Source organism: Pseudoselenomonas ruminis (assembly GCF_008271295.1).
GTDB lineage: Bacteria > Bacillota > Negativicutes > Selenomonadales > Selenomonadaceae > Selenomonas_A > Selenomonas_A ruminis.
Window position 1 is genome coordinate 672,337 of record NZ_VTOY01000001.1, and the last position, 23,928, is coordinate 696,264.

The window sequence follows — 23,928 nt, forward strand, 5'->3', positions numbered from 1 at the left end:
AAAATTATATTTTTCCAGCAGGACTTATAAATTGTAACTATTTTATTTTAAGAATTAGCCTTTACGAGCGTTCTTGGCGTTGCGGCCACGAATCGTGCGGTCCAGGATGGACTTGCGCAGACGAACGTGCTCCGGCGTAACCTCAACGAGCTCATCGCTGTTGATGTACTCGATAGCCTGCTCGAGCGACAGGATGCGCGGCGGCGTGATGCGGATAGCTTCATCCGAGGAAGACGTACGCATATTGGAAACGTTCTTCTTCTTGCACGGGTTGATGTCGATATCGTTCTCGCGGGAGTTCTCACCGACAATCATGCCCTCATATACTGCCTCGCCCGGTCCGACAAACATCGTACCGCGATCCTGCAGCGTGAAGATACCATAACCAGTCGTCTCGCCCTGCTCGAAAGCAACGAGGGAACCGCGCGTACGGCCCGGGATATCGCCTTTGTACGGTGCATAGCCATGGAAGACATGGTTCATGATACCGTTGCCCTTCGTGCTCGTGAGGAGCTCGGAACGGAAACCAATCAGGCCGCGGGCCGGAATCGTGAACTCGAGACGCATGTAACCAGCCGTCTCCGTCATGTTGACGAGCTCAGCCTTACGCGTGCCAAGGCCTTCCATAACAGCGCCCATGAACTCCTGCGGTACCTCGACCGTCAGGTTCTCGATCGGCTCGCAGAGCTGGCCGTTGATGGTCTTGTAAACAACTTCCGGTTTACCGACCTGCAACTCATAGCCCTCGCGGCGCATCGTCTCGATGAGAATGGACAGGTGCAGCTCACCACGGCCGGAAACCTTGAATACATCGGCCGAATCCGTTTCCTCAACCTTCATGGCAACGTTTGTCTCGATTTCCTTGAACAGACGGTCACGCAGGTGACGGGACGTAACGAACTCACCTTCACGGCCAGCGAACGGGCTCGTGTTGACACCGAACGTCATGGACAGCGTCGGCTCATCGATGTTGATCGTCGGCAGAGCCTCCGGATTTTCTGCATCGGCAACCGTGTAGCCGATGGAAACATCGCCAAGGCCCGTCAGAGCGACGATGTCGCCCATGCTGGCCGACCCAGTCTCAACGCGTTTGAGGCCCTGATAAACGAATACTTTACCGATTTTAGCTTTGACCGTCTGGTCGCCATTGATGAGGACGACGTTCTGGTTCGTCTTAGCCGTACCGCGGATGATGCGGCCGATAGCAACGCGGCCAACGAAGGAGTCAGACTCGAGCGTCGTAACCATCATCTGGAGCGGAGCCTCCGGGTCGCCTTTCGGTGCCGGAATCTCTTTGACAATCGTCTCCATCAGCGGTTTGAGGTCAGCGTTGTCGTCTTCCATCTTGTACTTTGCTACACCATCACGAGCCGTAGCGTAGATAACCGGGAAGTCGAGCTGATCATCGTCAGCATCAAGTTCCATGAAGAGCTCGAGAACTTCGTCATAGACATCGTCTACGCGCTGGTTCGGCTTATCAATCTTGTTGATGACAACAATCGGTTTAAGTCCCTGCTCCAGTGCCTTGCGCAGAACGTATTTCGTCTGCGGCATCGGGCCCTCGAAAGCATCGACGAGCAGAACAACGCCATCGACCATGTTGAGGACACGCTCAACCTCGCCGCCGAAGTCCGCATGGCCCGGGGTGTCGACGATGTTGATTTTGATGTCGTTGTACATGATTGCCGTGTTCTTGGACAGAATCGTGATACCGCGCTCACGCTCGATATCGCCGGAGTCCATAACGCGCTCAGCGACCTGCTCGTTGGAACGGAAAACGTGACTCTGCTTGAGCATTGCATCGACCAGCGTCGTCTTACCATGGTCGACGTGGGCAATAATTGCAATGTTTCTCAGCTTCTCGTTAGTCATCATACTCATTCTGTGTAATCTGCCTCCTAATAAACAAAATGGATACGCGTTGGTATCCATAAAACTCAAGATATACACTACTTATATATAAAGTAACCATATAAATTCTAGTATAGACCTGTTGGCTTGTCAATCTTTTTTTAAGGAAACGCCTTTTCCCCCATCAACTGAGAGAAAAGGCGTTTCTATCAATAGCGAATCCGTTAGATTCCTGCTTCTTTTTTCAGCGCATCGGCCTTGTCCGTGTGTTCCCACGGCAGGTCGACATCCGTGCGGCCAAAGTGGCCATAAGCAGCCGTCTGCTTGTAAATCGGGCGGCGCAGGTCGAGCATCTTGATGATGCCAGCCGGACGCAGGTCGAAGTTGTGGCTTACGATTTCTTCAATCTTCTCCTCGTCCACCTTATTCGTGCCAAACGTGTCAATCATAATCGAAACCGGATAAGCTACGCCGATAGCATAGGCGAGCTGAACTTCGCACTTGTCGGCAAGGCCAGCGGCAACGATGTTCTTGGCAACATAGCGGGCTGCATAAGCCGCACTGCGGTCAACCTTCGTGGGGTCTTTGCCCGAGAAAGCGCCGCCGCCATGGCGAGCCCAGCCACCATAGGTGTCGACGATAATCTTACGGCCCGTGAGGCCCGAGTCACCCTGCGGGCCGCCGATGACGAATTTGCCCGTCGGGTTGATGAAGATTTTCGTATCGTCTTTAAGGAGCTCAGCCGGAACGACCGGTTTGATGACGTGCTCGATGAGGTCCTTGCGAATCTGCTCGAGCGTTACTTCCTCATCATGCTGCGTCGAGATAACGATAGTCTCAACGGCAACAGCTTTGCCGTCTTCATAGGCAATCGTGACCTGCGTCTTGCCGTCCGGACGCAGATACGGCAGCGTGCCGTTCTTGCGGACCTCGGTCAGGCGGCGGGCCAGACGATGTGCCAGCGCAATCGGCAGCGGCATGAATTCCGGCGTTTCGTTCGTCGCATAGCCGAACATCATGCCCTGGTCGCCAGCACCGATAGCATCTTCAGCAGCCATCTCACCCTCGCGGGACTCAATGGCCTCGTTGACGCCCTGGGCGATATCCGGCGACTGCTCATCAAGCGATACGAGAATGCCGCAGGTAGCAGCATCAAAGCCGTATTTAGCGCGCGTATAGCCGATTTCCTTTACCGTATCGCGGATGATTTTCGGAATGTCGACATAGCACTTCGTCGAAATCTCACCGACGACATGAACCTGTCCCGTCGTTACCATCGTCTCGCAGGCAACGCGTCCCATCGGATCCTCGGCCAGAATGGCATCGAGGATGCTGTCGGAAATCTGGTCCGCCATCTTATCCGGATGACCTTCGGTAACCGACTCCGAAGTAAAAAGCATACGTTTCTTACTCATTAAATCTACCTCCCTAGTAGTTTCTTAAATCTATGCTGAATATCCTCACACGTCCCGATTCATAAGAAAAAGCCCTCGTTAAAACGAGAGCTTATATTTCTTAACTCTCATCTTATAGGTTAAACCTAAAGGAATTGGCACCGTTTTGACTTGCATCAATGGTTGCCGCAGTTTCATCGGGCCATTCCCTCCACTGCTCTGGATGAGTTCCTATTCAGCTTTATTATCTTCATCATACGATACCCAGGCCATAATGTCAAGGTAATTTTATGAACTGCATTCATAATTCTCATCTATCGCAACCATTAACCGTGCCTTAGACTTTGAATTTCTCCACTTCCGTTTGCAGCGTCTTGGCCATTTCGGCAAGCTGCTCACTGTTGGTATTCATTTCATGCACCGATGCCGTCTGCTCTTCGGTTGCGGCCGATACCGTCTCGCAGTTTGCTACGACACTGCGGCTCATATCCTCGATGTCGTGGATAGCCGTCTGGCAGCTGTCCGCATTATCGGTAGCCTCCTTCGAAGCATCGGCAATCTGCTGGGAACGGCTGGCGATTTTTTCGACCAAGGTCACGATATCGTTAAACTCGCGGCCAGTCTCCTCCACACTGTCTTTAGCCGTGACGAGATTATCGGTACCCTCGTGCATGCTGTCAACAGCCTGCTGGGTATCCCGCTGAATCTGGCCAATGAGCTCGGCAATCTGGCTGGCTGCTTCTTCCGATTGGGCGGCAAGTTTGCGGATTTCCTCAGCGACTACGGCGAAGCCGCGGCCGGCATCGCCAGCGCGGGCTGCCTCGATGGCCGCGTTGAGGGCCAACAGATTCGTCTGTTCGGCAATGCCCGAAATCGTATCGGTAATGCGTCCAATCGTATCCGAACGCTCGCCGAGATTGTTGACCATACGGGCCGACTCGCCCACGACTTCACTGAGGCGAGCCATCTCTTTGACCGTACGCGTGACTACGGCATTACCATTCTGGGCTTTTTCGGTAGCCTGCTTGGTCTCAACGGCCGCCCGGCGGGCGTTGTGGGCCATACCGCCAATCTTTTCCATCAGCACATCCATGGATTTGGATGCATCATCAACGGCCAAAAGCTGCTTATTGGAGGCAGTGGCTACATCGGTAATGGACTCTGCCACCTGCTGACTGGCAGCCGCTGACTGGGCCGTCATCTCATTGAGGTTTGCCGCATCAGAAGCAACATGTTCCGATGACGTGCGGATGGCCCCCATAAGGGTTCGCATATTACCACCTAAGACCTTGAGAATTTCAATCATCTGCCCGATTTCATCTTCCCGCTGGGCATATTCGGCCTTTACCGATTCCTGGCGATAATCCCCCTTGGCAAATTTCTGCAGACGTCCCGTCACGAAACTGATGGGGTCGCCAAAATTCCGGGCCAGCTTGGCGCCAAGCAGCGCCATGATAACCGATACGACCAAAATGATAAGCGAGGACATGAGAATTTTATGATAGAGTGCCTTGGTATTTTCCTCGATGTACTTATTTACCTCAGCGTCGATGTAATCGACCCAGGAACCCGTACCGATAATCCACTGATACGGTTTAAATTCCAATACATAATTGCGTTTGGGAAGCGACTGGGACTCGCCCGGTTTCGGATAGGAAAAATCTACGAAACCGCCGCCGTCCTTCTGGCCTTCCTTGAGCATGTTTTCCATATACGGCACGCCATTGGGGTCCTTTTCACCGCGGCGCATCTTGCCCTCGGCGTTGCGGTTGCCTGCATGCACCACGCAAATTCCCGTGTTCTTTTCATCGGCAAAGAAATAGCCTTTCCCCTCATCGTAACGAACCGAACGAATCACGTCCTTCGCCAAATTTTTTGCCTGTTCTTCCGTCAATTCCCCCGACTGCTGGCGGGCGTAGATGCCGTTGAGTGACGAAACAATGCCTTCCGTCTGTAACTTTAACTCGCGGTCGTAATGTTCCGATAGTTCCTGCCGATATTGATTTACGAGTTTTTCATTATCCGAAATCGTCGTGTAAATGAAATAGCCGCCTACCGCCAGAGTAGCCGTTACACTGACCAGCACGAACAGTGCCGTCAATTTACCCCGAACGGATTTCATAAAAAACATAGTTTTCCCTCCCTTACGCTTCCGAAACTCACTCCCTTATAAATTGAAAGATTCGTCTAATTGCGACATATTCCTGCCTATAACCGAAAAAAGTTTCGCTGTAACGGATTAACGACGTGCCTCCCACACAACGCGTGCTTCATAGGGCTGCAAGAATCCTTCCTTATGTACGTCATAATTGGAAATCAACTCCTCACAGGAATCGGCTGCAAACAGCGGGCATGCTGCCTCCCTGTCGGTCCAGTTTGCCGCTACCGTCAAAACCTGGCCATCCATAAGCCGCTGGTAGGCATAAATCTCCTCACTATCCTCCAGCAGTGGCTTAAACCTGCCATAAACGATGATGGGCAAGGTATGCCGAAGTTCAATCAAACGCTGATAATAATAAAAGACCGACTCTTTATCTGCCAGCGCCTGCTCGACGTTGATGCCCGTATAATTGGGATTCACCGCCAGCCATGGCTTCCCGGTCGTAAAGCCTGCATTCGGCGTATCATCCCATTGCATCGGTGTGCGTGCATTGTCTCGGGCCACACAGTCAAAACATTTCAGCAAGGTTTTCCCATCGATGAGTTTTTGCTCAACCACCAGCTGTTGCCAAGCATTCTTCTCCTCGATATCCGCACAATCGTCGACAGAGGAAAAATGACGATTGGTCATACCGATTTCCTCTCCCTGATAGATATAGGGCGTTCCCTTTTGCAGATGAAGGACGGTGGCCAGCATTTTTGCCGACTTCACGCGCCATTTCTCCGAATCGTTGCCAAATCTCGATACCACCCGCGGCTGGTCGTGATTATCCCAGTAAAGACTCCCCCATGCTTTTCCCTCCAGTTCAAGCTGCCATTTATTCAGGATTTTGCGAACATAGGCGAGCTTGGGTGGTGTATACGTCCATTTGCCAAAGACAGCGTCTGAGTTGGCTGCCCCATCGGTATGTTCAAAGTGAAAGACCATCCCGAGCTCCGTTCCTTCGCTGTTGGCATATTTCTTTGCTTCCTCTACGGTAACACCAGCCGTCTCTCCCACCGTCAGCAAATCGTATCGGGAAAGGACACGCCGATTCATTTCCTGCAGGTATTCATGGACCCGCGGCCCATTGCAGACATAGGAAAACATATCGCTATACCCATCGGCATTTAAAGGTCCCTCGGGAAACGACTGGTCTTTGCTGATCATCGAAATGACATCCATGCGGAAGCCATCGATGCCCTTCTGGCACCACCAGTCCATGAGGTCGAAGACTTCCTCACGGACTTTTGGATTTTCCCAATTTAAATCTGGCTGCTTACGACTGAAGCAGTGAAGGTAATACTGACCAGTCAAATCATCATACTGCCAGGCAGAACCGCTAAAACAGGATTCCCAGTGATTGGGCGCCTCGCCATTTACTCCTGGGTCTTTCCAGATATAATAGTCGCGGAATGGATTGTCTTTGCCCTTGCGGCTTTCGATAAACCACGGATGTTCATCGGACGTGTGATTGACCACCAAATCCATCACAATGCGGATGTTTCGCCGATGGGCTTCGGCCAGCAGCCGGTCAAAATCTTCCATGGTGCCAAATTCGGCCATGATGTTCCGGTAATCGGAAATATCATATCCGTTGTCGTCGTTCGGTGACTCATAAACCGGCGAGAGCCAGATTACATCGATGCCAAGCTTTGCCAGATAATCCAAATGCTCCGTAATCCCGTTCAAATCGCCAATGCCATCACCATTACTATCGGCAAAGGACCGCGGATAAATCTGATAAATAACGGCTTCTTTCCACCATGCATGCTTCTCAGGGCTCATAGAACCTACCTCCCACCAATCGATTCTTTTCTATCTCTTTTACTATTCCTCTTAACTGTGATGACTTCCTGTGAACGCTGGTACAAGATACGGATACTGGTACAAAATCCGGTAACCGGTACATATAGCAAAAACGAGCCTTGGAATATCTCAAGACTCGTTTTCTTAACCTTCTTAGCTGAGCAGCAAACTATCGCTATTCAATTCACTGCCAGCTGCCTTTTCAAACATTGCCAGCAAATCCTTAATACCAAGATTCTTTTTCTTCTCGCTATCAATATCAAAAAGAATATGCCCCTCATACATCATGATGAGCCGGTTGCCATACTTAAGCGCATCGCGCATGTTATGCGTAATCATCAATGTCGTGAGTTTTTGCTGTTTGATGATTTTATCCGTAAGCAACAAAACTTTTTCGGCTGTTTTCGGGTCGAGCGCTGCCGTATGTTCATCGAGCAGCAATAGTTTTGGCTGTGCCATCGTCGCCATGAGCAGCGTGAGCGCCTGCCGCTGTCCCCCGGAAAGCAAGCCTACTTTTGATTCCAGCCGGTCTTCCAATCCCAGGTTCAAGCCCATTAACAATTCCCGGAAATGCTGCCGGCTGTCTGCCGAAGAACTCCATTTAAGCGTCGGCGATTTGCCGCGTCTGGCAGCAATTGCCAGATTCTCTTCAATCATCATGCCAGCAGCCGTTCCCATCATCGGGTCCTGGAATACCCGGCCAATGTATTTTGCCCGTTTGTGCTCCGGCCATTTGGTGATATCCGTTCCGTCGATAGTGATACGACCCTCATCTACGGGATAGGTCCCCGCAATGGAATTCATCAGCGTCGATTTACCGGCGCCATTGCCGCCGATAACGGTAACAAAATCTCCTGGTGCAAGATGGAGACTCACGTTATGCAGTGCCAGCTTTTCGGTGATTGTTCCAGGATTGAATGTCTTCGATATGTTTTCGATATGAAGCATCTCAGCGGCCTCCTTTCCTGATTTTATTCCAACGCGCCTGCAAAAGTGGCATTGAAAGTGCCAGCGCCACTAGAATTGCCGTGAAGAGTTTCAAATCATTGGGTGGCATTCCCATCTGTAGCACGATGGCAATGACGGCACGATAGACTATCGATCCCAGAATAACGGAAATTAGGCAGTTCTTGAAACTGCGCGTACCAAAGAGGACCTCACCGATGATAACCGACGCCAGACCGATAACGATGGTGCCAACGCCCATGCCGACATCGGCAAACCCATTGCTCTGGGCCACAAGCGCCCCCGAAATTGCCACGAGGCCATTGGAAAGCAGCAGGCCGAGCACTACCATGTTGTCCGTGTTGATACCGTTAGCGCGAATCATATGCGGATTAAAACCCGTAGCCCGGACCGCTGTACCTAGTTCCGTGCCAAAGAACCAGTAGTTCAGCAGGGCAACGACCAAGACGATGACCGCACCGATGACGAGCGTCGTCATCATTTTGTCCATGCCCAGATTCCAAATCGTAAAAATCGTATCCTGCTGCAATAGCGGCAGATTGGCCTTGCCCATAATGCGCAGGTTTACCGAATAAAGCGCAATCATCGTCAGGATTCCGGCGAGCAGTGCCGGAATCTTAAACTTCGTGCAAAGAATGCCCGTGACAACGCCCGCGAGCATTCCGGCCACACAGGCGGCAACAATAGCCACGAGCGGATGACTGCCCGCGACAATAAGCGTGGCAGCCGTTGCCGCCCCGAGCGGAAAACTGCCCTCAACCGTCAAATCGGCGATGTCGAGCACGCGAAAGGTCAGATAAACACCAATTGCCAGCAATGCCCAGAGCAGGCCTTGTGAGACTGTAGCGATTACTAAATCCATAGTTGCATCTCCTATTATATGACAAAGGAGCGCAGCGAATGCGGCAGCATCCGGAACGCCCCTTTGCGTCAATCCCTGCTTATTCTACAACTTCAGCGCCGTTCAACACATCCGCAGGAATCGTGATGCCAAGTGCGGCCGCATTCTTTTTGTTGATGACGACTTTGAGGTCCTGCGCGGTCTGGATTGGCATCTCGGCTGGTTTCGCCTTGCCCTCCAATACATCGGCAGCCATGTGTCCCGTCTGTACGCCTAATTTGTAATAATCGATACCATACGTAGCCAAGCCGCCTGCCTTGACCATATTCGGCTCGCCGCAGAATACCGGTTTCTTGGCCGCATCCGTGATTGCTACGAGATTCGGCATTGCCGATGCGAGAATATTATCCGTCGGCACGTAGAAAGCGTCGACCTCACCGGCCAGGCTCTGAGCCGCTTGCTGAATATCGTTGACCGTGGAAATCGTAGCGATTTTCACCGTGAGTCCCTTCGACTCGGCATAATCTTTCATGGCCTTTACCTGAACTTCCGAATTTACCTCACTGGAACAATAGATGGTTCCAATCGTTTTAGCATTCGGGCAAATCTTCATGAGCAAATCAATCTGTTCCTTGATGGGGTTCATGTCACTAGTTCCCGACACATTAGTCCCCGGACGGTCATTGTTCGACACCAGTTTTGCTCCCACATAGTCCGTGATGGCTGTGCCCAGGATGGGAATATCCTTCGTGGCATTGGCAATGGTCTGTGCAGCCGGCGTGGCAATCGCACAAATCAAATCCATCTTGCCACTGACAAACCGCTGCGCGATATTCTGCAGATTGGACTGATCTGCCTGCGCATTCTGCTGATCAAAGGTCACGTTCTTTCCTTCCTCGAATCCACGCTCCTTTAACCCGTCGACAAAGCCCTTATTGGCGGCATCCAAAGCACTATGCTCTACGAGCTGGACCACGCCAATCTTATAGGTCTTATTGCCCGCCGACTGCTCCGAACCACAGCCAGCCATAGCACCAGCTGCCAGCATCGTCGCAATCCCCAGGGCCAACACTTTTGCTTTTCTTGACAATTTCATATAATCCCCACCCTCAAAAAAAAATGTAACACTGTACAATAACAAATATTATTATACAGTGTTACATAAATAAAGTCTAGTTTTGTTTTCGTTGAGCAGACATCTGTTGTGAGTTATTCAAGACAGTCGCAACATGATCGAGAATAATCCCAGCCAACTCTTTTTTGCTCATGAGCGGATATGCCGTCATCTTTCCTGACCGGTCAATGAGTTTGATGCGGTTGGTATCAACGCCAAAGCCTGCATCTGCCTCCGATACGTCATTCGCTACGATAAAGTCAAGATTCTTTTTGGAAAGTTTCCTGCGCGCATATTCCTCGACCTGACAAGTCTCAGCCGCAAAGCCAACAAGCACTTGATGCTCCTTTTTCTGACCGAGCTCCAGTAAAATGTCGGGATTGCGCACAAACTTCAGCGTCAAATCCTCATCGCTCTTTTTGATTTTCTGGTCCGCCACCACAGCTGGGCGATAGTCCGCCACCGCCGCCGACTTGATGACAGCCGCTGCCGTCGGGAATTCCCGCAAAACAGCCTCACGCATTTGCCGAGCCGTCTCGATGCGAATGACACGAACTCCCACGGGATCTGCCAGCGCCGATGGTCCCGAAACCAGCACGACGTCCGCACCACGACGCGCAGCTTCTGCTGCCACGGCATACCCCATGCGTCCCGTCGATCGGTTGCCGATATAGCGCACGGGGTCAAGTGGCTCAATCGTGCCGCCAGCTGTGACCAGGATTTTTTGACCGGTCAAAGTTTGACTTGTCAATTTCTGACTTGTCAACGCTTCCCTTACGATGCCCACGATGTCCACGGGCTCTGGCAGACGGCCCTTGCCGCTCGTGCCGCAGGCAAGATGCCCTGCGGCCGGCTCGATGATATGAAAGCCGCGTGACTTGAGCTCTGCGATATTTCGCTGCGTGATGGGATTTTCATACATATTTGTATTCATCGCGGGCGCCATATAAACAGGTGCCTTCGTCGCCAGAATCGTCGTCGAGAGCATATCGTCAGCGATGCCAACTGCCGCTTTGGCGATGATGTTGGCCGTTGCCGGCGCAATAAGCATAAGGTCTGCCAGCTGCGCCAGGGCGATATGTTCCACATTGAAATGCGTGACTTTTTCCCACATGTCAGACACCACGGGCTGTCCGCTAATCTCTCGGAAGGTCAGTTCCGTCACGAACTGCGTGGACTCTTTGGTCATGATGACATGAACCTCGGCCCCTGCCTTGCGCAGGCGGCTGACAATCTCTACGGCCTTGTAAGCGGCAATCCCGCCCGTTACGCCCAGGACAATCTTTTTACCTGCGAGCTCCATAGCTTAGAGGTCCGCTTTCGAAATGCGGTAGTTGATTTTGCCTTCGGCAATCTCTTCGAGCGCATTGGTAACATTTTTCGTCGATTTGGATTTGAGCTCTTTGAGCTCCTCGCCGTCAAGCAGCTGACGGGCGCGTTTGGAGGCGCAGACAACGAGACCGTAACGGCTGTCGACCTGGCTCATCAAAGTATCCGTAGACGGATTTACCATGCTCATCTCTGGATTGTTATTTGCTTTCATTACTGTTCCAACTCCTCAAATATATCGTAATTCTTGTCGACACGGCAGTGCTCCGCCACCATGATGCTCTTAATCCGCTCCACAGCGCGTTTTACCGTGTCATTTACTACCACATAGCCGTACTTGCGGCCGATAGCGATTTCCTCTTTGGCTGCGCCTAAACGCTTTGCCAGCGACTCAGCCGTCTCGGAACCGCGGCCGCGGATGCGGCGTTCGAGTTCGCCGATGGACGGTGGCAGCAGGAAGATGAAGAGCCCGTCCGGGCATTTCTTCATGACGTTGAGCGCCCCTTGGGTATCAATCTCGAGCAGGATGTCTTCCCCAGCGGCAAGACGCTCCTCAATTTTGCCCAGCGGCGTTCCATAGTAATTGCCATAGACATTGGCATACTCGAGGAAACCACCCTCCTCGATCATCTTCTCGAACTGTGCCTTGTCCATGAAATAATAATTCTTGCCATCGACCTCGCCCTCACGCGGTTTGCGCGTCGTAGCGGAAATGGAATAGGCAAGCTCAGGAGTCTGCGCGAGAAGTTCTCCGCAGACCGTTCCCTTCCCCGTCCCCGACGGGCCGGAAACTACCATCAATAATCCTCTGCTCATTCTTACGCTTCGTCTTCTTTCTCTTTTATTTCAGCTTTTGCTTCCGTATCATCGTCGACATCGACGCGATGGGCTACGGTCTCCGGCTGGACGGCCGACAGGATAACATGGTCGCTGTCCATGATGATGACCGCGCGGGTGCGGCGGCCATACGTCGCATCGATAAGGCGCTCGCCATCGCGGGCTTCCTGAATGATGCGCTTGATTGGTGCCGACTCGGGACTTACAATCGCCACGATGCGGTTGGCTGATACGATATTGCCAAAGCCAATGTTTATGAGTTTGATATCCACGGGGTATCCTCCTCTATTATTCGATATTCTGGACCTGCTCGCGAAGTTTTTCAATCTCGCTCTTCATGTCCACAACGAGCTGCGCAGCTTCCGTGCTGTTCGCTTTTGAACCAATGGTATTGGTCTCGCGGTTGATTTCCTGAATGAGGAAATCGAGTTTGCGGCCAACCGGTTCAGCGGCCGTGCCGACAATCTGCCGGAACTGGCTGAAATGACTGCCGAGCCGGACCAATTCTTCGGTGATATCCACCTTGTCGGCATAAATCGCCGTTTCCTGAATCAGCCGCGTCTCATCAAAGGTCTGAGAATCGAGCGCCTCAGCTATTGTCTGGCGCAAATGCTCGCGATAGGACGCGACAATTCCCGGGGCGATTTCCTGAATCTTTTCCCGCATCGACTCTAATTTCGCCAGCCGTGCCAAAAAATCCTCCCGGATTGCTTCGCCTTCAGTCATCCTCATGCTGTCAAAACCAGCCAGGGCCTCCTGCAAAGCCTGAAGCAAAACCGGCTTCATCGGCTCCACATCGCCTGCTGATTCCACTTTGAGTACCTCCGGGAAACTGGCAAAGGTCTGCACGTCATCGGGCCGCGCCACATGAAGCAGGTCACTCATTTCGTTCAGCGCGCGCTGATAGGCCAGCACTAAGCCTTTATCGACACGGATATCGGCCTTATTTTCCCGTTTATCGTCAAAATTGATGAATACGTCCAGCTTGCCGCGCGCAGCCACTTTCTTAATGCCCTTGCGCAGTTCGTCTTCCCACTGGCCCAGCTGACGCCCCATATGAAAATTCAATTCCAGAAAACGCTGATTGACCGCCTTTACTTCAACAGATACCTTATAGTCCTCCGTCTCCGCAATGGCTGCCCCAAATCCCGTCATGCTCTTAAGCATAAAGCCGCCTCTTTCCTCAAAACCTTATTCGGCAATCTCACCCGTAAATACCAGTTCAGCGGGGCCAGTCATAAAGACGTGATTGTTCTCGGCCCACTCGACAATCAACTTGCCGCCGTCGAGCTGAACCTCGGCCTTGCGGTCAGTCTTATCATTGAGGACACCTGCAACGACCGTGGCGCACGAACCCGTGCCGCAGGCCAGCGTAATGGCAGCGCCGCGCTCCCAAACGCGCATGCGCACATGGCTGCGGTCTTTGACCTCGACGAATTCCGTATTCGTCTTGCGCGGGAACATCGCATGATGTTCAAATTGGGAACCGAGCTCCTCAATCGGGAATTTTTCGGCATCGTCAACAAAGACGACGCAATGCGGATTGCCCATCGAAACGCCCGTCATCGCATAGGTCGTGCCAGCAACCGTAATTGGCTCGGCGATGACCTTCTTGCCATCAAAGCCTGCGACCGGAATCTCTTCGCCGAGAAGATGCGGCTCGCCCATATCGACCTGAACGCCAGTCACTTTACCATCGGCCAGGATGATTTTCGGCACGAGGATACCCGCTCCGGTCTCAACCGTGAACTCGAGTTTATCCGTCAGCTTGTAGTCGTAGAGGAAACGCGCAAAGCAGCGGATGCCGTTGCCGCACATTTCCGCCTCACTGCCATCCGTATTGAAGATGCGCATGCGGAAGTCCGCTTTATCCGATGGCAATACGACCAGAATTCCGTCCGCACCAATGCCATAATGACGGTCGCAAACTTTCCGCGAAAGCTCCGCATAATCCTCCGGCTCCTGTGCGCGGCAGTCAAAAAGTACAAAATCGTTGCCGCAGCCCTGCCATTTCGTAAATTCCATCAAATAAAGCCCCCTAGTTCTAGTTACTCATTATCCTATTATATTGTTTTTCGCTAGCTTATGCAAGCATGCGGGCTAAATTGGCCGCAAGGCGCCGCCGCGAATTGCCGCACCATCGCTTTAATGATATAATTTAGAAGTTATACCCTACGAATCGCAAAGGAGCATCATCATGAGTCTTGACGGCTTTTCCATGCATGCCCTCGCCCGCGAGCTCAACGCGACGCTTGCCGGCGGGCGCATCGATAAAATCACGCAGCCTAACAAACAATCGATTATCTTATCCATTCGCCAGCCAGGCCAAAACTACCTGCTGCACGTCTCCATAAACTCGCAGAATCCCTCGGCGCATCTGCTGGAACGCAACCTTGAAAATCCGCCCGAACCGCCCGTATTCTGCATGGTCCTTCGCAAGCAGCTCGAAACCGGCCGCATCGCCGCCATCCGCCAGCACGGGCTCGACCGCCTGCTGCTCATGGATGTTGACTCGCTGGCCGCCGGCGGCAAAATTGTCACCAAGACGCTCGTCATGGAGCTCATGGGCAAATACAGCAACATCATCCTCACGCAGGACGGCACGATTATCGACGCGCTGCGCAAGATTGGCACGAACAGCAGCCGCGTGCGCACCGTCCTGCCCGGCGACGCCTACGAACTGCCGCCGGGGCAGGATAAGCTCGACCTCTTCACGGCCGATATGGATGCCATCATGGCTAGCCTCAAACAGGACGGCGAGCAGCGTCTTGATAAAGCACTGCTTAGTACCTGCATGGGCTTTGGCCCCGTCTCGGCCAAGGAAACTTGCTTTTCAGCCGGCCTTGCCCCGAGCACGCGCATCGCAGCGCTCGAAGACGTTGACTTTGCCGCCGTGCGCGATGCGCTGTCGGAAATCCGGGAGACCGCCAGCGCCGAAACGGCCTCCCCGGTGCTCGTAGTTGATGACAACAAGAAAATCCTTGCGATGAGCTCGTTCCCGCTCCACTATCTCACGAGCGGCACGAGCCTGTCGTTTCCGACCATCAGCGCCATGCTCGAAAAAGCCGACCAGCTTGCGGGCAGCTATGTCCTGCCCGACAAGGACCGCTTCAAAAAACTCGTCAAGAACGAACTGAATCGCGCCGAGAACAAGCTCGTAAAACTCGACGAAGAAATCGCCGCCGCTGAAAACGCCGAGGAATACAAGATTCGCGGCGACAATCTCATGACCTATCAGTACCAATTCCAAGACCACGTCGATAGCGAAATCACCGTGGCCAACATCTATAGCGAAACCGGCGAGACGATTACGATTCCGCTCGACCAGCGCTATACGATTATCCAGAACATGCAGGCCTGCTACAAGAAATACGACAAGCTAAAGCGCGCCCAGGAACTCCTGCGCGTCCAGCGCCGTGAATGCGAAGACAACATCACCTATCTTGAGAGCATCGAGGCCTCCCTGCTCGCCTCGGAAAGCCTTGGCGAAATCGCCGAAATCCACAACGAGCTCGTCGAAAGCGGCTACCTGCGCGAAAAACTGAAACGCAAGAACAACGACAAGCCGTCGCATCCGTTCCACTTCCAGACGCCCGACGGCATTGACATCTTCATCGGCAAGAACAACTACCAAAACGACAAGCTGACCTGCAAGACGGCAAGCTTCAACGACACCTGGTTCCACACGCAGAACATCCCAGGCTCTCACGTCATCCTGCGCAACGGCGGCGAGCCCGTCAGCGAGGACAACCTCCTGCTCTGCGCCAGCCTTGCCGCCCACTTCAGCAAAGCCCAAGGCTCTTCCAAAGTCCCCGTCGACTACACCGAAATCCGCTACGTCAAAAAGCCATCGGGCAGCAAGCCAGGCTTTGTCATATTTACCAATCAAAAAACACTATATATAACGCCAGACGAAGAAGAACTCCGCCCATTCCTTATGAACGGGAAATAACATTAAGGGGACTGTTGTCTTACTATCCATATTTGATACTAAGACAACAGTCCCCTTACACTATAAATTGCCGTTTGTAGGTTAGAGTGGCTGGGTTCGAAGCGTTACTCCGGCGTCGAGGGACACAGTACCAACGCTCCGCCGGTGACAACCCGCTACAAGAAATTTTTGCCTTTTAATTAAGAGTTGGAAAACAGTTAAACGCGCTTCGCTTGAACGAAACTGCTTTTCCAACGAGAACGCCGGCAAAAATTTCTTGCTTAACGCGGAACGTCAAAGCTGCGCTTATGGTACTGTGTCCCCCGCCGCCTGGGGTGGAATCGACACTACTATGCCTTCCCCTCTGGGGGCGTCAGCGGGATGCCAGTGGCATCCCCGAGAGGTGGGCGCGAAGCGCTCGGATGAGGTCATTCTGTATAACTTACGATTAAATTAATCCCTAAAGCTGCTACCTCATCCGCCCCTAACGGGGCACCTTCCCCAAGGGGAAAGGCAAAAGTTCGTGTCTGTTCCATCCTCAGCCGCCGCTAGGGACAGTGCCATAAACGAAGCTTTGATGTTTTCCGTTAAGAACGAAATTTTTATCCTCCCCCTTCGTCGGAAAAATTCTACCGTTCAAGCGAAGCGCGTTTTGGATTTTTCCGATGCTTAATTTAGGATAAAAATTTCGTTTAGGAAAATATCTTGGCGTAGTGTTGGCACTGTCCCTAGCGGCGGCGAAGAGCTGCCTCGACCCCATTCCTCCAACCCACAAACTGCAATTTATGTATACATTCGTATAATAACATTTAGAGTAGTATAATAATATTGGATACGGATTTCTTTTTGCTCACAAGGAAGGTGACAACTATGATGATTAGCAGCTGGGCCATGTCGACAAATATCTTGAACATCATGGACAAGCATCAACTGCAGCTTTCCAAGCGCATGCAGCGTCTCTCGACCGGCCAGCGCGTTGCTAGTGTTGCTGACGATCCGTCTGGCTGGGCGATTGGCCAGCGCATGGATATGCGCATCCGCGGACTCGATGCCTCGTGCCGCAACGCGCAGTTCTCGCTTAGCATGCTGAAAGTTGCCGAAGGCGGCATCAGCTCGACCATTGATATCCTGCGCACGCTCAAAGAAAAAGCCATTGAGGCTGCCAGTGATACCTGCAGCGACAGCGACCGCCGCGCCATCCAGAAACTTTTCGACCAATACAGCGACCAGATAAACGATAATGCGAGCATCACCTACAACGGCAAATATCTGCTCGATGGCTCGCTGAACTCCGAGGCCCAGCCGACAGCGCAGGTGCTGACCAATCAAAGCCTTGACGAGTCAACTACGGCAGACACCAAACTCACCGACCTGAAACGGCGTGACGGCTCATCGCTGAACATCCAATCAAGTGACACCGTGAATCTTTCGTATGTCAAAGACGGCAAGACTTATTCGGCCAGCTATCAGGCCAGTACCACGACCCTTGCGGATATGCTGACCGAATTCAACAATATTGACCAGTCAATTTTTGACCCGTCAAAATTACAAACTGATTCCACCCTTGGTGTGGATGCCCAGGGCGAAACCGTCCATACTCCCGACGACAAAAATGCCGTCTCATTCACCACTGCAAGCACCGGGCTTAGCGGCGCCATTTCGGGGCTGACCATCAGCATCACCGATACAAAAGGGCAAATCAAAAAAACGGCCACTACGTCCCTAAATGATTTCAACGAAAGCATTGCCGCGCGCGATAAGCAGGACAACACGAGTTTCTACACGGCCAGCAGTCCTGATGCCAGCCGCGGCACGCGCAGTTCCATCGGCGATATGAGCTCCTACGCCCTCGGCATGAGCGACATCTACGGCCAGGCCATCGATGTGACCACGCAAAAAGGCGCCAATGCCGCCATCAGTGCCATCGACCGTGCGCTTGAGCAGGCCCTTGACCAACAGACCACCATCGGCGCCCAGTCCATGCGCCTTGAATACACGATAAAGAACCTCACAACCGAAAGCGAAAACCTGACCTCGGCCATGTCCACCATCCTCGATGCCAACATGGCCAAGGAAATGACCGAATTCACCAAAGAAAACATCCTCCTGCAAGCCGCTCAGGCCATGCTGGCGCAAAACAACCACAACGCCGCCTGGTTCCTGAGCCTCTTGCAGAGCTAATTTGACAAGTCAAAAAGACCGCTAAATCAGCACTTCTGCTGATTTAGCGGTCTTTTACGTCTATCAATCTTCTTTAAATTCGCGAATCACGACTTTTTCGGCGCCGTCGGTTGCATTAAGCTGAACGCTTACGACCTCATGCGACGAGGTCGGTACGTTTTTGCCGACGAAATCAGCGCGGATTGGCAGCTCGCGATGGCCGCGGTCGATGAGTACCGCCAGCTGAATCGTCTTGGGACGTCCCATATCAATGACGGCATCGAGAGCGGCGCGAATCGTGCGGCCTGTATAAAGCACGTCATCGACGAGGACAACGGTCATGCCCGTGATGTCCACCGGCAACTCCGTCGGATGAACGATCGGCTGATACGACAGCGTTGAGAGGTCATCGCGGTACAGCGTAATGTCGAGGACGCCAACCGGCGGCTTTTTGCCCTCAATGCGCTCGATGCTGTCAGCCAGCCGTTCGGCAATTGGCACGCCGCGCGTGCGGATTCCGACGAGGATGATGTTATCCACGCCCTTATTCTTCTCGACAATTTCATGAGATATACGCGTCAGCGCGCGGCGGATTCCCTCGGAATCCATCAGTACGGTTTTATCGGTCAATACTGGCATAATCTGTCACTCCCGTCAATCCATTTTTGCCTCACGGCTTCATTGCCGCGGCCTTTTTGCGGTCTTTGGCTAGTTTATCCCGAAGCCCCGTCAAAATGCGGTTCATGTCCTCCGGTACCGGGGCCGTAAAGGTCATTTCCTCACCGGTACTCGGATGGCGAAGCACCAAGCTCAGCGAATGAAGCGCCTGTCCCTCAATGGCAAACGGCGACTGCTTCTTCGGGCCGTACTTCGGGTCGTTGACGAGCGGATGGCCGATGCTCGTCATGTGCACGCGAATCTGATGCGTGCGGCCAGTCTCAAGGCGGCATTCAATCAGCGTGTAGTCGCCAAACCGCTCAAGCACTTTAAAATGCGTGACGGCTGGCTTGCCATTTTCGCGCACGATGGCCATCTTCTTGCGGTCCGTCGGATGACGGCCGATATCGCCCTTGATGATACCGGCCTCTTCCTTGATATTGCCATGGACAATAGCCCAGTAGACGCGGTGCGCCGACTTCGTGCGAATCTGCTCAGCCAAATCAATATGCGCTTTGTCATTTTTGGCACAGACCATAACGCCGGACGTATCCTTATCGAGGCGATGGACAATGCCCGGACGAATCTCACCATTGATGCCCGAAAGGTCGTGACAATGGAACAGCAGAGCATTGACGAGCGTTCCGCTGTTTACCCCCGAAGCCGGATGAACGACCATGCCACGCGCCTTATTGACGACGATAATGTCCTCATCTTCGTAGAGCACGTCGAGCGGGATGTCCTCGGCCTTTATTTCCACTGCTTCCGGTTCCGGTACGACGAGGCTTACCTCGTCGCCTTCACGCAGCTTGAAGTTTGCCTTGCGCACGGTACCATTTACGAGTGCCTTGCCGTCAGCAACGAGCTTTTGCACATGCGACCGCGAAAGCTCCGGCTGCTTTTTGGTCAAAAACACATCGAGCCGTTCGCCGGCAGCTTCTGCCTTATATACTATTGGTTCTGCCATATCAATCATCCATATCTTTCATTTTATACATCAGTGCATAAATCATGCTGGCAACACCGAGCACAATTGCAATATCCGCAATATTAAAGACCGGCCAGATACGGAAATCGAGATAGTCCACCACGAGCCCATCTTTAATGCGGTCTATGAGATTGCCTACTGCACCGGCCAGCAGTGCCACGCAGCCATAATGGAACCAAGCTACCTGTCGGCGGAGCCGCGGATAATAATACAGGAATGCGGCAATAATTGCCATCCCCGCCAAGATAAAAAACCAGCGCTGGTTTTCAAGCATTCCAAAAGCCGCTCCGGGATTCAGGATATACGTGAAATGGAAAACTCCCGGAATCACCGGGATGCTCTCCCCCAATACCATGGTTGCACTGACATAGCTTTTGACTGCCTGGTCCAGCACCAGCAGGACAACAAACAAACAAAATGCCATAGTTTCTTACTCTTTCGTTTCTTCAGCCTGCTTACCGTCTTTTTCCGCAGCCTTATCTTCCTGAACCTTCACAATTTCTTCCTGCTTTGCCTTGGCAGCCTGTTCCTCAGCCTCCGGATTTGGCAGCTGGCCAAGCGTCTCGTTGATGACAGCGAGCTCAGACTCCATCGTCACTTTGACTTTGCGCAGGAACTGGTTTTTCTCGCGGACCAGGCGGTCGTATTCCGCTACGATGCTGCGAACCTTGGCCGTCGCGTCTTCCATCTGCTTCTTGACAGCCATTTCCGTCTCATGACGCATGTTCTCGCACTCTTTGACCGTATTCTCGCGCATCTCTTCGGCGTTCTTGCGCGAGCTTGAGGTAACTTCCTCTGCCGTCTTCTGCGCTACCAGAAGCGTATCCTTGAGGTTCTTTTCCAGCTGCTTGTACTGCTCGTTGTCCTTATGTGCCCGCTCAAGTTCCTCCTTGAGGCGGTCATTTTCGCGGAACAGCTTTTCATAGTCATTGACGACCTGGTCGAGGAAATCGTCAATCTCATCCTCGTTGTAGCCGCGGAAGCTACGCTTGAAATCCTTATTGTGAATGTCCATTGGTGTAAGCAAAACAATTATCTCCCATCTGATAATAAATACGAAATTACAGGTAACGTTTTAAGACCACAACCGTGCGGCCTTTTTTCGTGGTGCCACGAACTTCTGCCACTTCGAGCCGTCCGCGCCCGCGCATCGAAAGGATATCTCCTTCTTTTACCGTCTGCGAGGCGCTCTTGACTGGCTGCCAATTGAGTTTCAGCTTGTCGGCAGCAATATCAGCTGCGGCACGGCTGCGCGACGAGCCAAAGCCCGAGGCGGCAATCGAATCGACGCGCAGCGATGCTACCGTTGCACGGATTTCCTTGCAGCGCTCTTCCTTTGGAGCGATCGAGGAAAGCTCAGCGCGCTCACAGGAAACACCGACTGCCCCGATTTGCGTGAGGTTTGCGAGCAAATACTCGGCCATCTTCTTGTCGCAAAGAATCTTGACGCTGTCATTGGTCACCAAAAGGTCACCGATGCGGTCGCGCTCGATGCCAAGCCCCATGAGGGCGCCGAGCACATCACGGTGCGAGAGCCGTGCGAACTGGCCATTCCAGCGCGCCTCAATACAATCGATGTCAAAGCCGCCCGGCGTGCCCATGAAATCCTCATGGATATACATGGCGCGGTTGCGCTCGGCGCCCTGATAACCGCCATTAAAATCAACGTGCAAACTGCCGTAGTTTGCCGCTACGGTCTCGGCGATTTCCTGCCCAAACGGATCGAGGAATTCACTCATGCGGAATTTCTGGCTGCGCGAAACGGCCTCCGCCAAATCGACGAGCTTAATAACCGTTTCTTCGCCCTCAGTGCCTTTGTAGAAACGGATTAGTTTTTCTTTCTGTTCACTTGCCATTCTTCTATCAGCCTCTTATTTCTTGAGCCACGGCATCTCGGTGGAGACGCGGCGCTCTTCTTCGGTATAGCTGACGTTGACATTGCTCGGTGCACAGAGGAACACGTTATGCCCCACCTTCTTGATTTCACCGTTCAGGGCATAGGTCGTGCCGCTGATAAAGTCGATGATGCGCTTGGCATCTTCGGCCTCGGTCTTTTCAAAATTGATGACCACCGGTTTTTTCTCGCGCAAATTGTTGGCAACCTGCTGAGCGTCATCAAAGGTCTGCGGCTCGATGACAATGACCTTCATCTTGATATTAGCTGTATTCTCGCGAGCCGATGCTGCCGACTGGAAGTCAACGACATTGCGGGACGACTCGCCTTTCTCGCGGCCAAGCTCCCGCTCTTCCTCAAAGGCATCGTGTTTCGGTTCTGCCTTGCGCGAGAGTTCTTCTTCTTCAAAATCCAAATTATCTTCAGGATCCATCAGACCCATTTTTCCACATACTTTGTCAATAATACTCATAGTGCCACCTCTTTAGTATTGTCGCGGTCCAAATATGGCTGTACCCACACGAACCATATTCGCGCCTTCTTCCACCGCGATTGGATAATCGTGGGTCATACCCATGGATAGATATTTAATATTCGCCGTCTTATAGGGAATTTCCTTTACCTTTTGGTAAATTCCATACATTTCCCGGAAAAGTGGACGGCAATCTTCTACATTTTCATAGTTTGGCGCAATGCACATCAGCCCGCAAAGACGGATATTCGGGAGCGTATCGACCAAATCGAGCATCTCCTGCAAATCTTCTTTGTAGACGCCAGACTTGCTTTCCTCTTTAGCCAGGTTGACCTGCACGAGAATGTCCTGCACCTTGCCGATTTTGCCCGCCTCTTTGTCAATCGCCTTGGCCAAATGCACCGTATCGACGGAATGAATGAGGTCAAAGAGCTTTACTGCTACCTTGGCCTTATTGGTCTGTAAATGACCGATAAGATGCCAGGTGACCGGACGGTCTAACGTCTCGTATTTTTCCTTGGCCTCTTGGATGCGGTTTTCGCCCACTTCCACTGCGCCGGCATCAATGGCCTCGCGCATCGCCGCCACATCGTGATTCTTCGTCACGGCTATCAGTGTAACGGGCGCATCCTTTGGTACACGGGTACGCCGCTGCATGCTTTCCTTGATTTTGGCTTCAACTTCATGAAACTTATCTGCTATCATGCAATTACCCCCGTCAGTATTTATTCAGTGCAATAACCGCGGCCATGCGGCCGGTCGTGCCGCCATCGGCGCGGTAGGAATAGAACCATTGGTGCTTGCAGGCGGTGCAGGTATCGGCCATATCGATATTTTCGCTCTTGACGCCGATATCCATGAGCTGCAAGCGGTTTGCCTGCCATAGATTGAGATGAACCTTATCGCCCATCTGGCTGATGATGTCCTCGACATGGTAGGGAAACGCCTCGCGGAATTGTCCGGCAACCTCATCGCCCACCTCATAGCAACAGGGGCCAATGGCCGGACCAATGGCCGCCAGCACATCACTTGGCTTCGTGCCAAATTCCTTCGTCATCGCCATGACCGTCTTCTGGGCAATTTTCTTCACCGTGCCCTTCCAGCCGCCATGCGCAATACCTACGGCCAGATGCTCCGGATCCAAAAACAGCACTGGCGTGCAGTCGGCAAAACAGAGCACGAGCGGCAGTCCCAGTTCATCGGTTATCAGCGCATCGGTTTCGGGAATGGAATCTTCGTATTCTTTAGCTCCACGCCCGGCCTCAGCACGGCCCACGCGGACAATGTGCTGTCCATGAACCTGCTCAGGCGTAACCATATCTTCAGCTTTAAGCCCCAGTGCATGCAGGAAGCGGCGGCGGTTTTCCCAAACGTCAGCGGGATTGTCCCCCACATGAAGGGCCATGTTGAGCGAATCATACGGCTTTTGGCTCACACCGCCAAGCCTTCCCGTAAGCCCATGAACACAAAGGTCCTCGGGAAAGGACGAAAATTTTCCGCGCCAGAGGTTGTTTCGCATATGCTCAAGAACAAAACTCATCGTAT

At 52.6% G+C, this 23,928-nt stretch carries 23 protein-coding genes and 1 riboswitch; of the genes, 2 read left to right on the top strand and 21 right to left on the bottom strand.

Annotation, left to right across the window (positions count from 1 at the left end; all coding sequences use genetic code 11):
* Window positions 1-54: 54 nt before the first annotated feature.
* The 13 genes from typA to dapF form a co-directional block, all read right to left on the bottom strand.
* Window positions 55-1,875 carry a translational GTPase TypA gene (gene typA / locus FZ040_RS03020; RefSeq protein WP_149170776.1) on the bottom strand — a complete coding sequence of 607 codons (1,821 nt, stop codon included), beginning with the start codon at window positions 1,873-1,875 and terminating at the stop codon, window positions 55-57.
* 200 nt (window positions 1,876-2,075) lie between these two features.
* Entirely contained in the window at window positions 2,076-3,266 is a 1,191-nt protein-coding gene (gene metK / locus FZ040_RS03025) for a methionine adenosyltransferase (protein ID WP_149170632.1), read from the bottom strand.
* A 104-nt stretch (window positions 3,267-3,370) separates the two neighbouring features.
* Window positions 3,371-3,475: riboswitch (SAM riboswitch) on the bottom strand.
* A 107-nt stretch (window positions 3,476-3,582) separates the two neighbouring features.
* Window positions 3,583-5,376 (bottom strand): methyl-accepting chemotaxis protein, encoded by a 1,794-nt coding sequence (locus FZ040_RS03030; RefSeq protein ID WP_149170633.1) that lies wholly within the window; start codon window positions 5,374-5,376, stop codon window positions 3,583-3,585.
* Window positions 5,377-5,484: 108 nt separating this feature from the next.
* Window positions 5,485-7,173, bottom strand: coding sequence for a glycoside hydrolase family 13 protein (locus tag FZ040_RS03035; protein WP_149170634.1), 1,689 nt, complete (start codon window positions 7,171-7,173; stop codon window positions 5,485-5,487).
* A 174-nt stretch (window positions 7,174-7,347) separates the two neighbouring features.
* Window positions 7,348-8,142, bottom strand: a complete 795-nt coding sequence (locus FZ040_RS03040) for an ABC transporter ATP-binding protein (RefSeq protein WP_149170635.1) — start codon at window positions 8,140-8,142, stop codon at window positions 7,348-7,350.
* A 1-nt stretch (window position 8,143) separates the two neighbouring features.
* A complete protein-coding gene (locus FZ040_RS03045) occupies window positions 8,144-9,022 on the bottom strand; it encodes an ABC transporter permease (protein ID WP_149170636.1) in 879 nt (292 codons plus the stop codon).
* A 79-nt stretch (window positions 9,023-9,101) separates the two neighbouring features.
* Window positions 9,102-10,097 (bottom strand): ABC transporter substrate-binding protein, encoded by a 996-nt coding sequence (locus FZ040_RS03050; protein ID WP_149170637.1) that lies wholly within the window; start codon window positions 10,095-10,097, stop codon window positions 9,102-9,104.
* Between the two features lie 76 nt (window positions 10,098-10,173).
* Window positions 10,174-11,418, bottom strand: coding sequence for a bifunctional phosphopantothenoylcysteine decarboxylase/phosphopantothenate--cysteine ligase CoaBC (gene coaBC / locus FZ040_RS03055; protein WP_149170638.1), 1,245 nt, complete (start codon window positions 11,416-11,418; stop codon window positions 10,174-10,176).
* Between the two features lie 3 nt (window positions 11,419-11,421).
* Complete coding sequence (gene rpoZ / locus FZ040_RS03060) at window positions 11,422-11,658, bottom strand: DNA-directed RNA polymerase subunit omega (RefSeq protein WP_231473835.1); 237 nt, start codon at window positions 11,656-11,658, stop codon at window positions 11,422-11,424.
* Window positions 11,658-12,260, bottom strand: a complete 603-nt coding sequence (gmk, locus tag FZ040_RS03065; protein ID WP_149170639.1) for a guanylate kinase — start codon at window positions 12,258-12,260, stop codon at window positions 11,658-11,660. The genes rpoZ and gmk overlap by 1 nt, the downstream gene beginning before the upstream one ends.
* 2 nt (window positions 12,261-12,262) lie before the next feature.
* Window positions 12,263-12,553 (bottom strand): extracellular matrix/biofilm regulator RemA, encoded by a 291-nt coding sequence (gene remA / locus FZ040_RS03070; RefSeq protein ID WP_033169147.1) that lies wholly within the window; start codon window positions 12,551-12,553, stop codon window positions 12,263-12,265.
* Between the two features lie 16 nt (window positions 12,554-12,569).
* Window positions 12,570-13,448 carry a YicC/YloC family endoribonuclease gene (locus FZ040_RS03075; protein WP_149170640.1) on the bottom strand — a complete coding sequence of 293 codons (879 nt, stop codon included), beginning with the start codon at window positions 13,446-13,448 and terminating at the stop codon, window positions 12,570-12,572.
* Window positions 13,449-13,472: 24 nt separating this feature from the next.
* Window positions 13,473-14,306 carry a diaminopimelate epimerase gene (gene dapF / locus FZ040_RS03080; protein WP_149170641.1) on the bottom strand — a complete coding sequence of 278 codons (834 nt, stop codon included), beginning with the start codon at window positions 14,304-14,306 and terminating at the stop codon, window positions 13,473-13,475.
* A 172-nt stretch (window positions 14,307-14,478) separates the two neighbouring features.
* On the opposite strand from dapF, the gene FZ040_RS03085 reads away from it, so the two are divergent.
* Together FZ040_RS03085 and FZ040_RS03090 are read left to right on the top strand one after the other, a co-directional pair.
* Complete coding sequence (locus FZ040_RS03085; protein WP_149170642.1) at window positions 14,479-16,233, top strand: Rqc2 family fibronectin-binding protein; 1,755 nt, start codon at window positions 14,479-14,481, stop codon at window positions 16,231-16,233.
* An 849-nt stretch (window positions 16,234-17,082) separates the two neighbouring features.
* Window positions 17,083-18,393, top strand: a complete 1,311-nt coding sequence (locus FZ040_RS03090; protein ID WP_149170643.1) for a flagellin N-terminal helical domain-containing protein — start codon at window positions 17,083-17,085, stop codon at window positions 18,391-18,393.
* A 63-nt stretch (window positions 18,394-18,456) separates the two neighbouring features.
* Here the strand turns inward: FZ040_RS03090 and pyrR are convergent, their stop codons facing one another.
* From pyrR to pgeF, 8 genes are read right to left on the bottom strand one after another with little or no spacing between them, the layout of a single operon-like run.
* Entirely contained in the window at window positions 18,457-19,011 is a 555-nt protein-coding gene (gene pyrR / locus FZ040_RS03095; protein ID WP_149170644.1) for a bifunctional pyr operon transcriptional regulator/uracil phosphoribosyltransferase PyrR, read from the bottom strand.
* 31 nt (window positions 19,012-19,042) lie between these two features.
* A complete protein-coding gene (locus tag FZ040_RS03100; RefSeq protein ID WP_149170645.1) occupies window positions 19,043-19,996 on the bottom strand; it encodes an RluA family pseudouridine synthase in 954 nt (317 codons plus the stop codon).
* Between the two features lies 1 nt (window position 19,997).
* Entirely contained in the window at window positions 19,998-20,441 is a 444-nt protein-coding gene (gene lspA, locus FZ040_RS03105) for a signal peptidase II (protein ID WP_149170646.1), read from the bottom strand.
* Window positions 20,442-20,447: 6 nt separating this feature from the next.
* Entirely contained in the window at window positions 20,448-21,044 is a 597-nt protein-coding gene (locus FZ040_RS03110; RefSeq protein WP_149170647.1) for a DivIVA domain-containing protein, read from the bottom strand.
* 34 nt (window positions 21,045-21,078) lie between these two features.
* Window positions 21,079-21,873 (bottom strand): YlmH family RNA-binding protein, encoded by a 795-nt coding sequence (locus FZ040_RS03115; RefSeq protein ID WP_149170648.1) that lies wholly within the window; start codon window positions 21,871-21,873, stop codon window positions 21,079-21,081.
* Window positions 21,874-21,888: 15 nt separating this feature from the next.
* Window positions 21,889-22,383, bottom strand: a complete 495-nt coding sequence (locus tag FZ040_RS03120) for a cell division protein SepF (protein ID WP_149170649.1) — start codon at window positions 22,381-22,383, stop codon at window positions 21,889-21,891.
* A gap of 12 nt (window positions 22,384-22,395) precedes the next feature.
* Complete coding sequence (locus FZ040_RS03125) at window positions 22,396-23,088, bottom strand: YggS family pyridoxal phosphate-dependent enzyme (protein WP_149170650.1); 693 nt, start codon at window positions 23,086-23,088, stop codon at window positions 22,396-22,398.
* Window positions 23,089-23,101: 13 nt separating this feature from the next.
* Complete coding sequence (gene pgeF, locus FZ040_RS03130) at window positions 23,102-23,923, bottom strand: peptidoglycan editing factor PgeF (protein ID WP_149170651.1); 822 nt, start codon at window positions 23,921-23,923, stop codon at window positions 23,102-23,104.
* Window positions 23,924-23,928 lie beyond the last annotated feature (5 nt).

Coding starts and splice junctions, on each gene's coding strand:
- FZ040_RS03040 (WP_149170635.1), bottom strand. CDS start 8,142: ATGCTTCATATCGAAAACATATCGAAGACATTCAATCCTGGAACAATC.
- FZ040_RS03030 (WP_149170633.1), bottom strand. CDS start 5,376: ATGTTTTTTATGAAATCCGTTCGGGGTAAATTGACGGCACTGTTCGTG.
- FZ040_RS03125 (WP_149170650.1), bottom strand. CDS start 23,088: ATGATAGCAGATAAGTTTCATGAAGTTGAAGCCAAAATCAAGGAAAGC.
- pyrR (WP_149170644.1), bottom strand. CDS start 19,011: ATGCCAGTATTGACCGATAAAACCGTACTGATGGATTCCGAGGGAATC.
- coaBC (WP_149170638.1), bottom strand. CDS start 11,418: ATGGAGCTCGCAGGTAAAAAGATTGTCCTGGGCGTAACGGGCGGGATT.
- dapF (WP_149170641.1), bottom strand. CDS start 14,306: ATGGAATTTACGAAATGGCAGGGCTGCGGCAACGATTTTGTACTTTTT.
- lspA (WP_149170646.1), bottom strand. CDS start 20,441: ATGGCATTTTGTTTGTTTGTTGTCCTGCTGGTGCTGGACCAGGCAGTC.
- FZ040_RS03050 (WP_149170637.1), bottom strand. CDS start 10,097: ATGAAATTGTCAAGAAAAGCAAAAGTGTTGGCCCTGGGGATTGCGACG.
- FZ040_RS03035 (WP_149170634.1), bottom strand. CDS start 7,173: ATGAGCCCTGAGAAGCATGCATGGTGGAAAGAAGCCGTTATTTATCAG.
- FZ040_RS03115 (WP_149170648.1), bottom strand. CDS start 21,873: ATGGCAAGTGAACAGAAAGAAAAACTAATCCGTTTCTACAAAGGCACT.
- FZ040_RS03120 (WP_149170649.1), bottom strand. CDS start 22,383: ATGAGTATTATTGACAAAGTATGTGGAAAAATGGGTCTGATGGATCCT.
- pgeF (WP_149170651.1), bottom strand. CDS start 23,923: ATGAGTTTTGTTCTTGAGCATATGCGAAACAACCTCTGGCGCGGAAAA.
- FZ040_RS03100 (WP_149170645.1), bottom strand. CDS start 19,996: ATGGCAGAACCAATAGTATATAAGGCAGAAGCTGCCGGCGAACGGCTC.
- FZ040_RS03085 (WP_149170642.1), top strand. CDS start 14,479: ATGAGTCTTGACGGCTTTTCCATGCATGCCCTCGCCCGCGAGCTCAAC.
- gmk (WP_149170639.1), bottom strand. CDS start 12,260: ATGAGCAGAGGATTATTGATGGTAGTTTCCGGCCCGTCGGGGACGGGG.
- metK (WP_149170632.1), bottom strand. CDS start 3,266: ATGAGTAAGAAACGTATGCTTTTTACTTCGGAGTCGGTTACCGAAGGT.
- typA (WP_149170776.1), bottom strand. CDS start 1,875: ATGATGACTAACGAGAAGCTGAGAAACATTGCAATTATTGCCCACGTC.
- FZ040_RS03045 (WP_149170636.1), bottom strand. CDS start 9,022: ATGGATTTAGTAATCGCTACAGTCTCACAAGGCCTGCTCTGGGCATTG.
- rpoZ (WP_231473835.1), bottom strand. CDS start 11,658: ATGAAAGCAAATAACAATCCAGAGATGAGCATGGTAAATCCGTCTACG.
- FZ040_RS03075 (WP_149170640.1), bottom strand. CDS start 13,448: ATGCTTAAGAGCATGACGGGATTTGGGGCAGCCATTGCGGAGACGGAG.
- FZ040_RS03090 (WP_149170643.1), top strand. CDS start 17,083: ATGATGATTAGCAGCTGGGCCATGTCGACAAATATCTTGAACATCATG.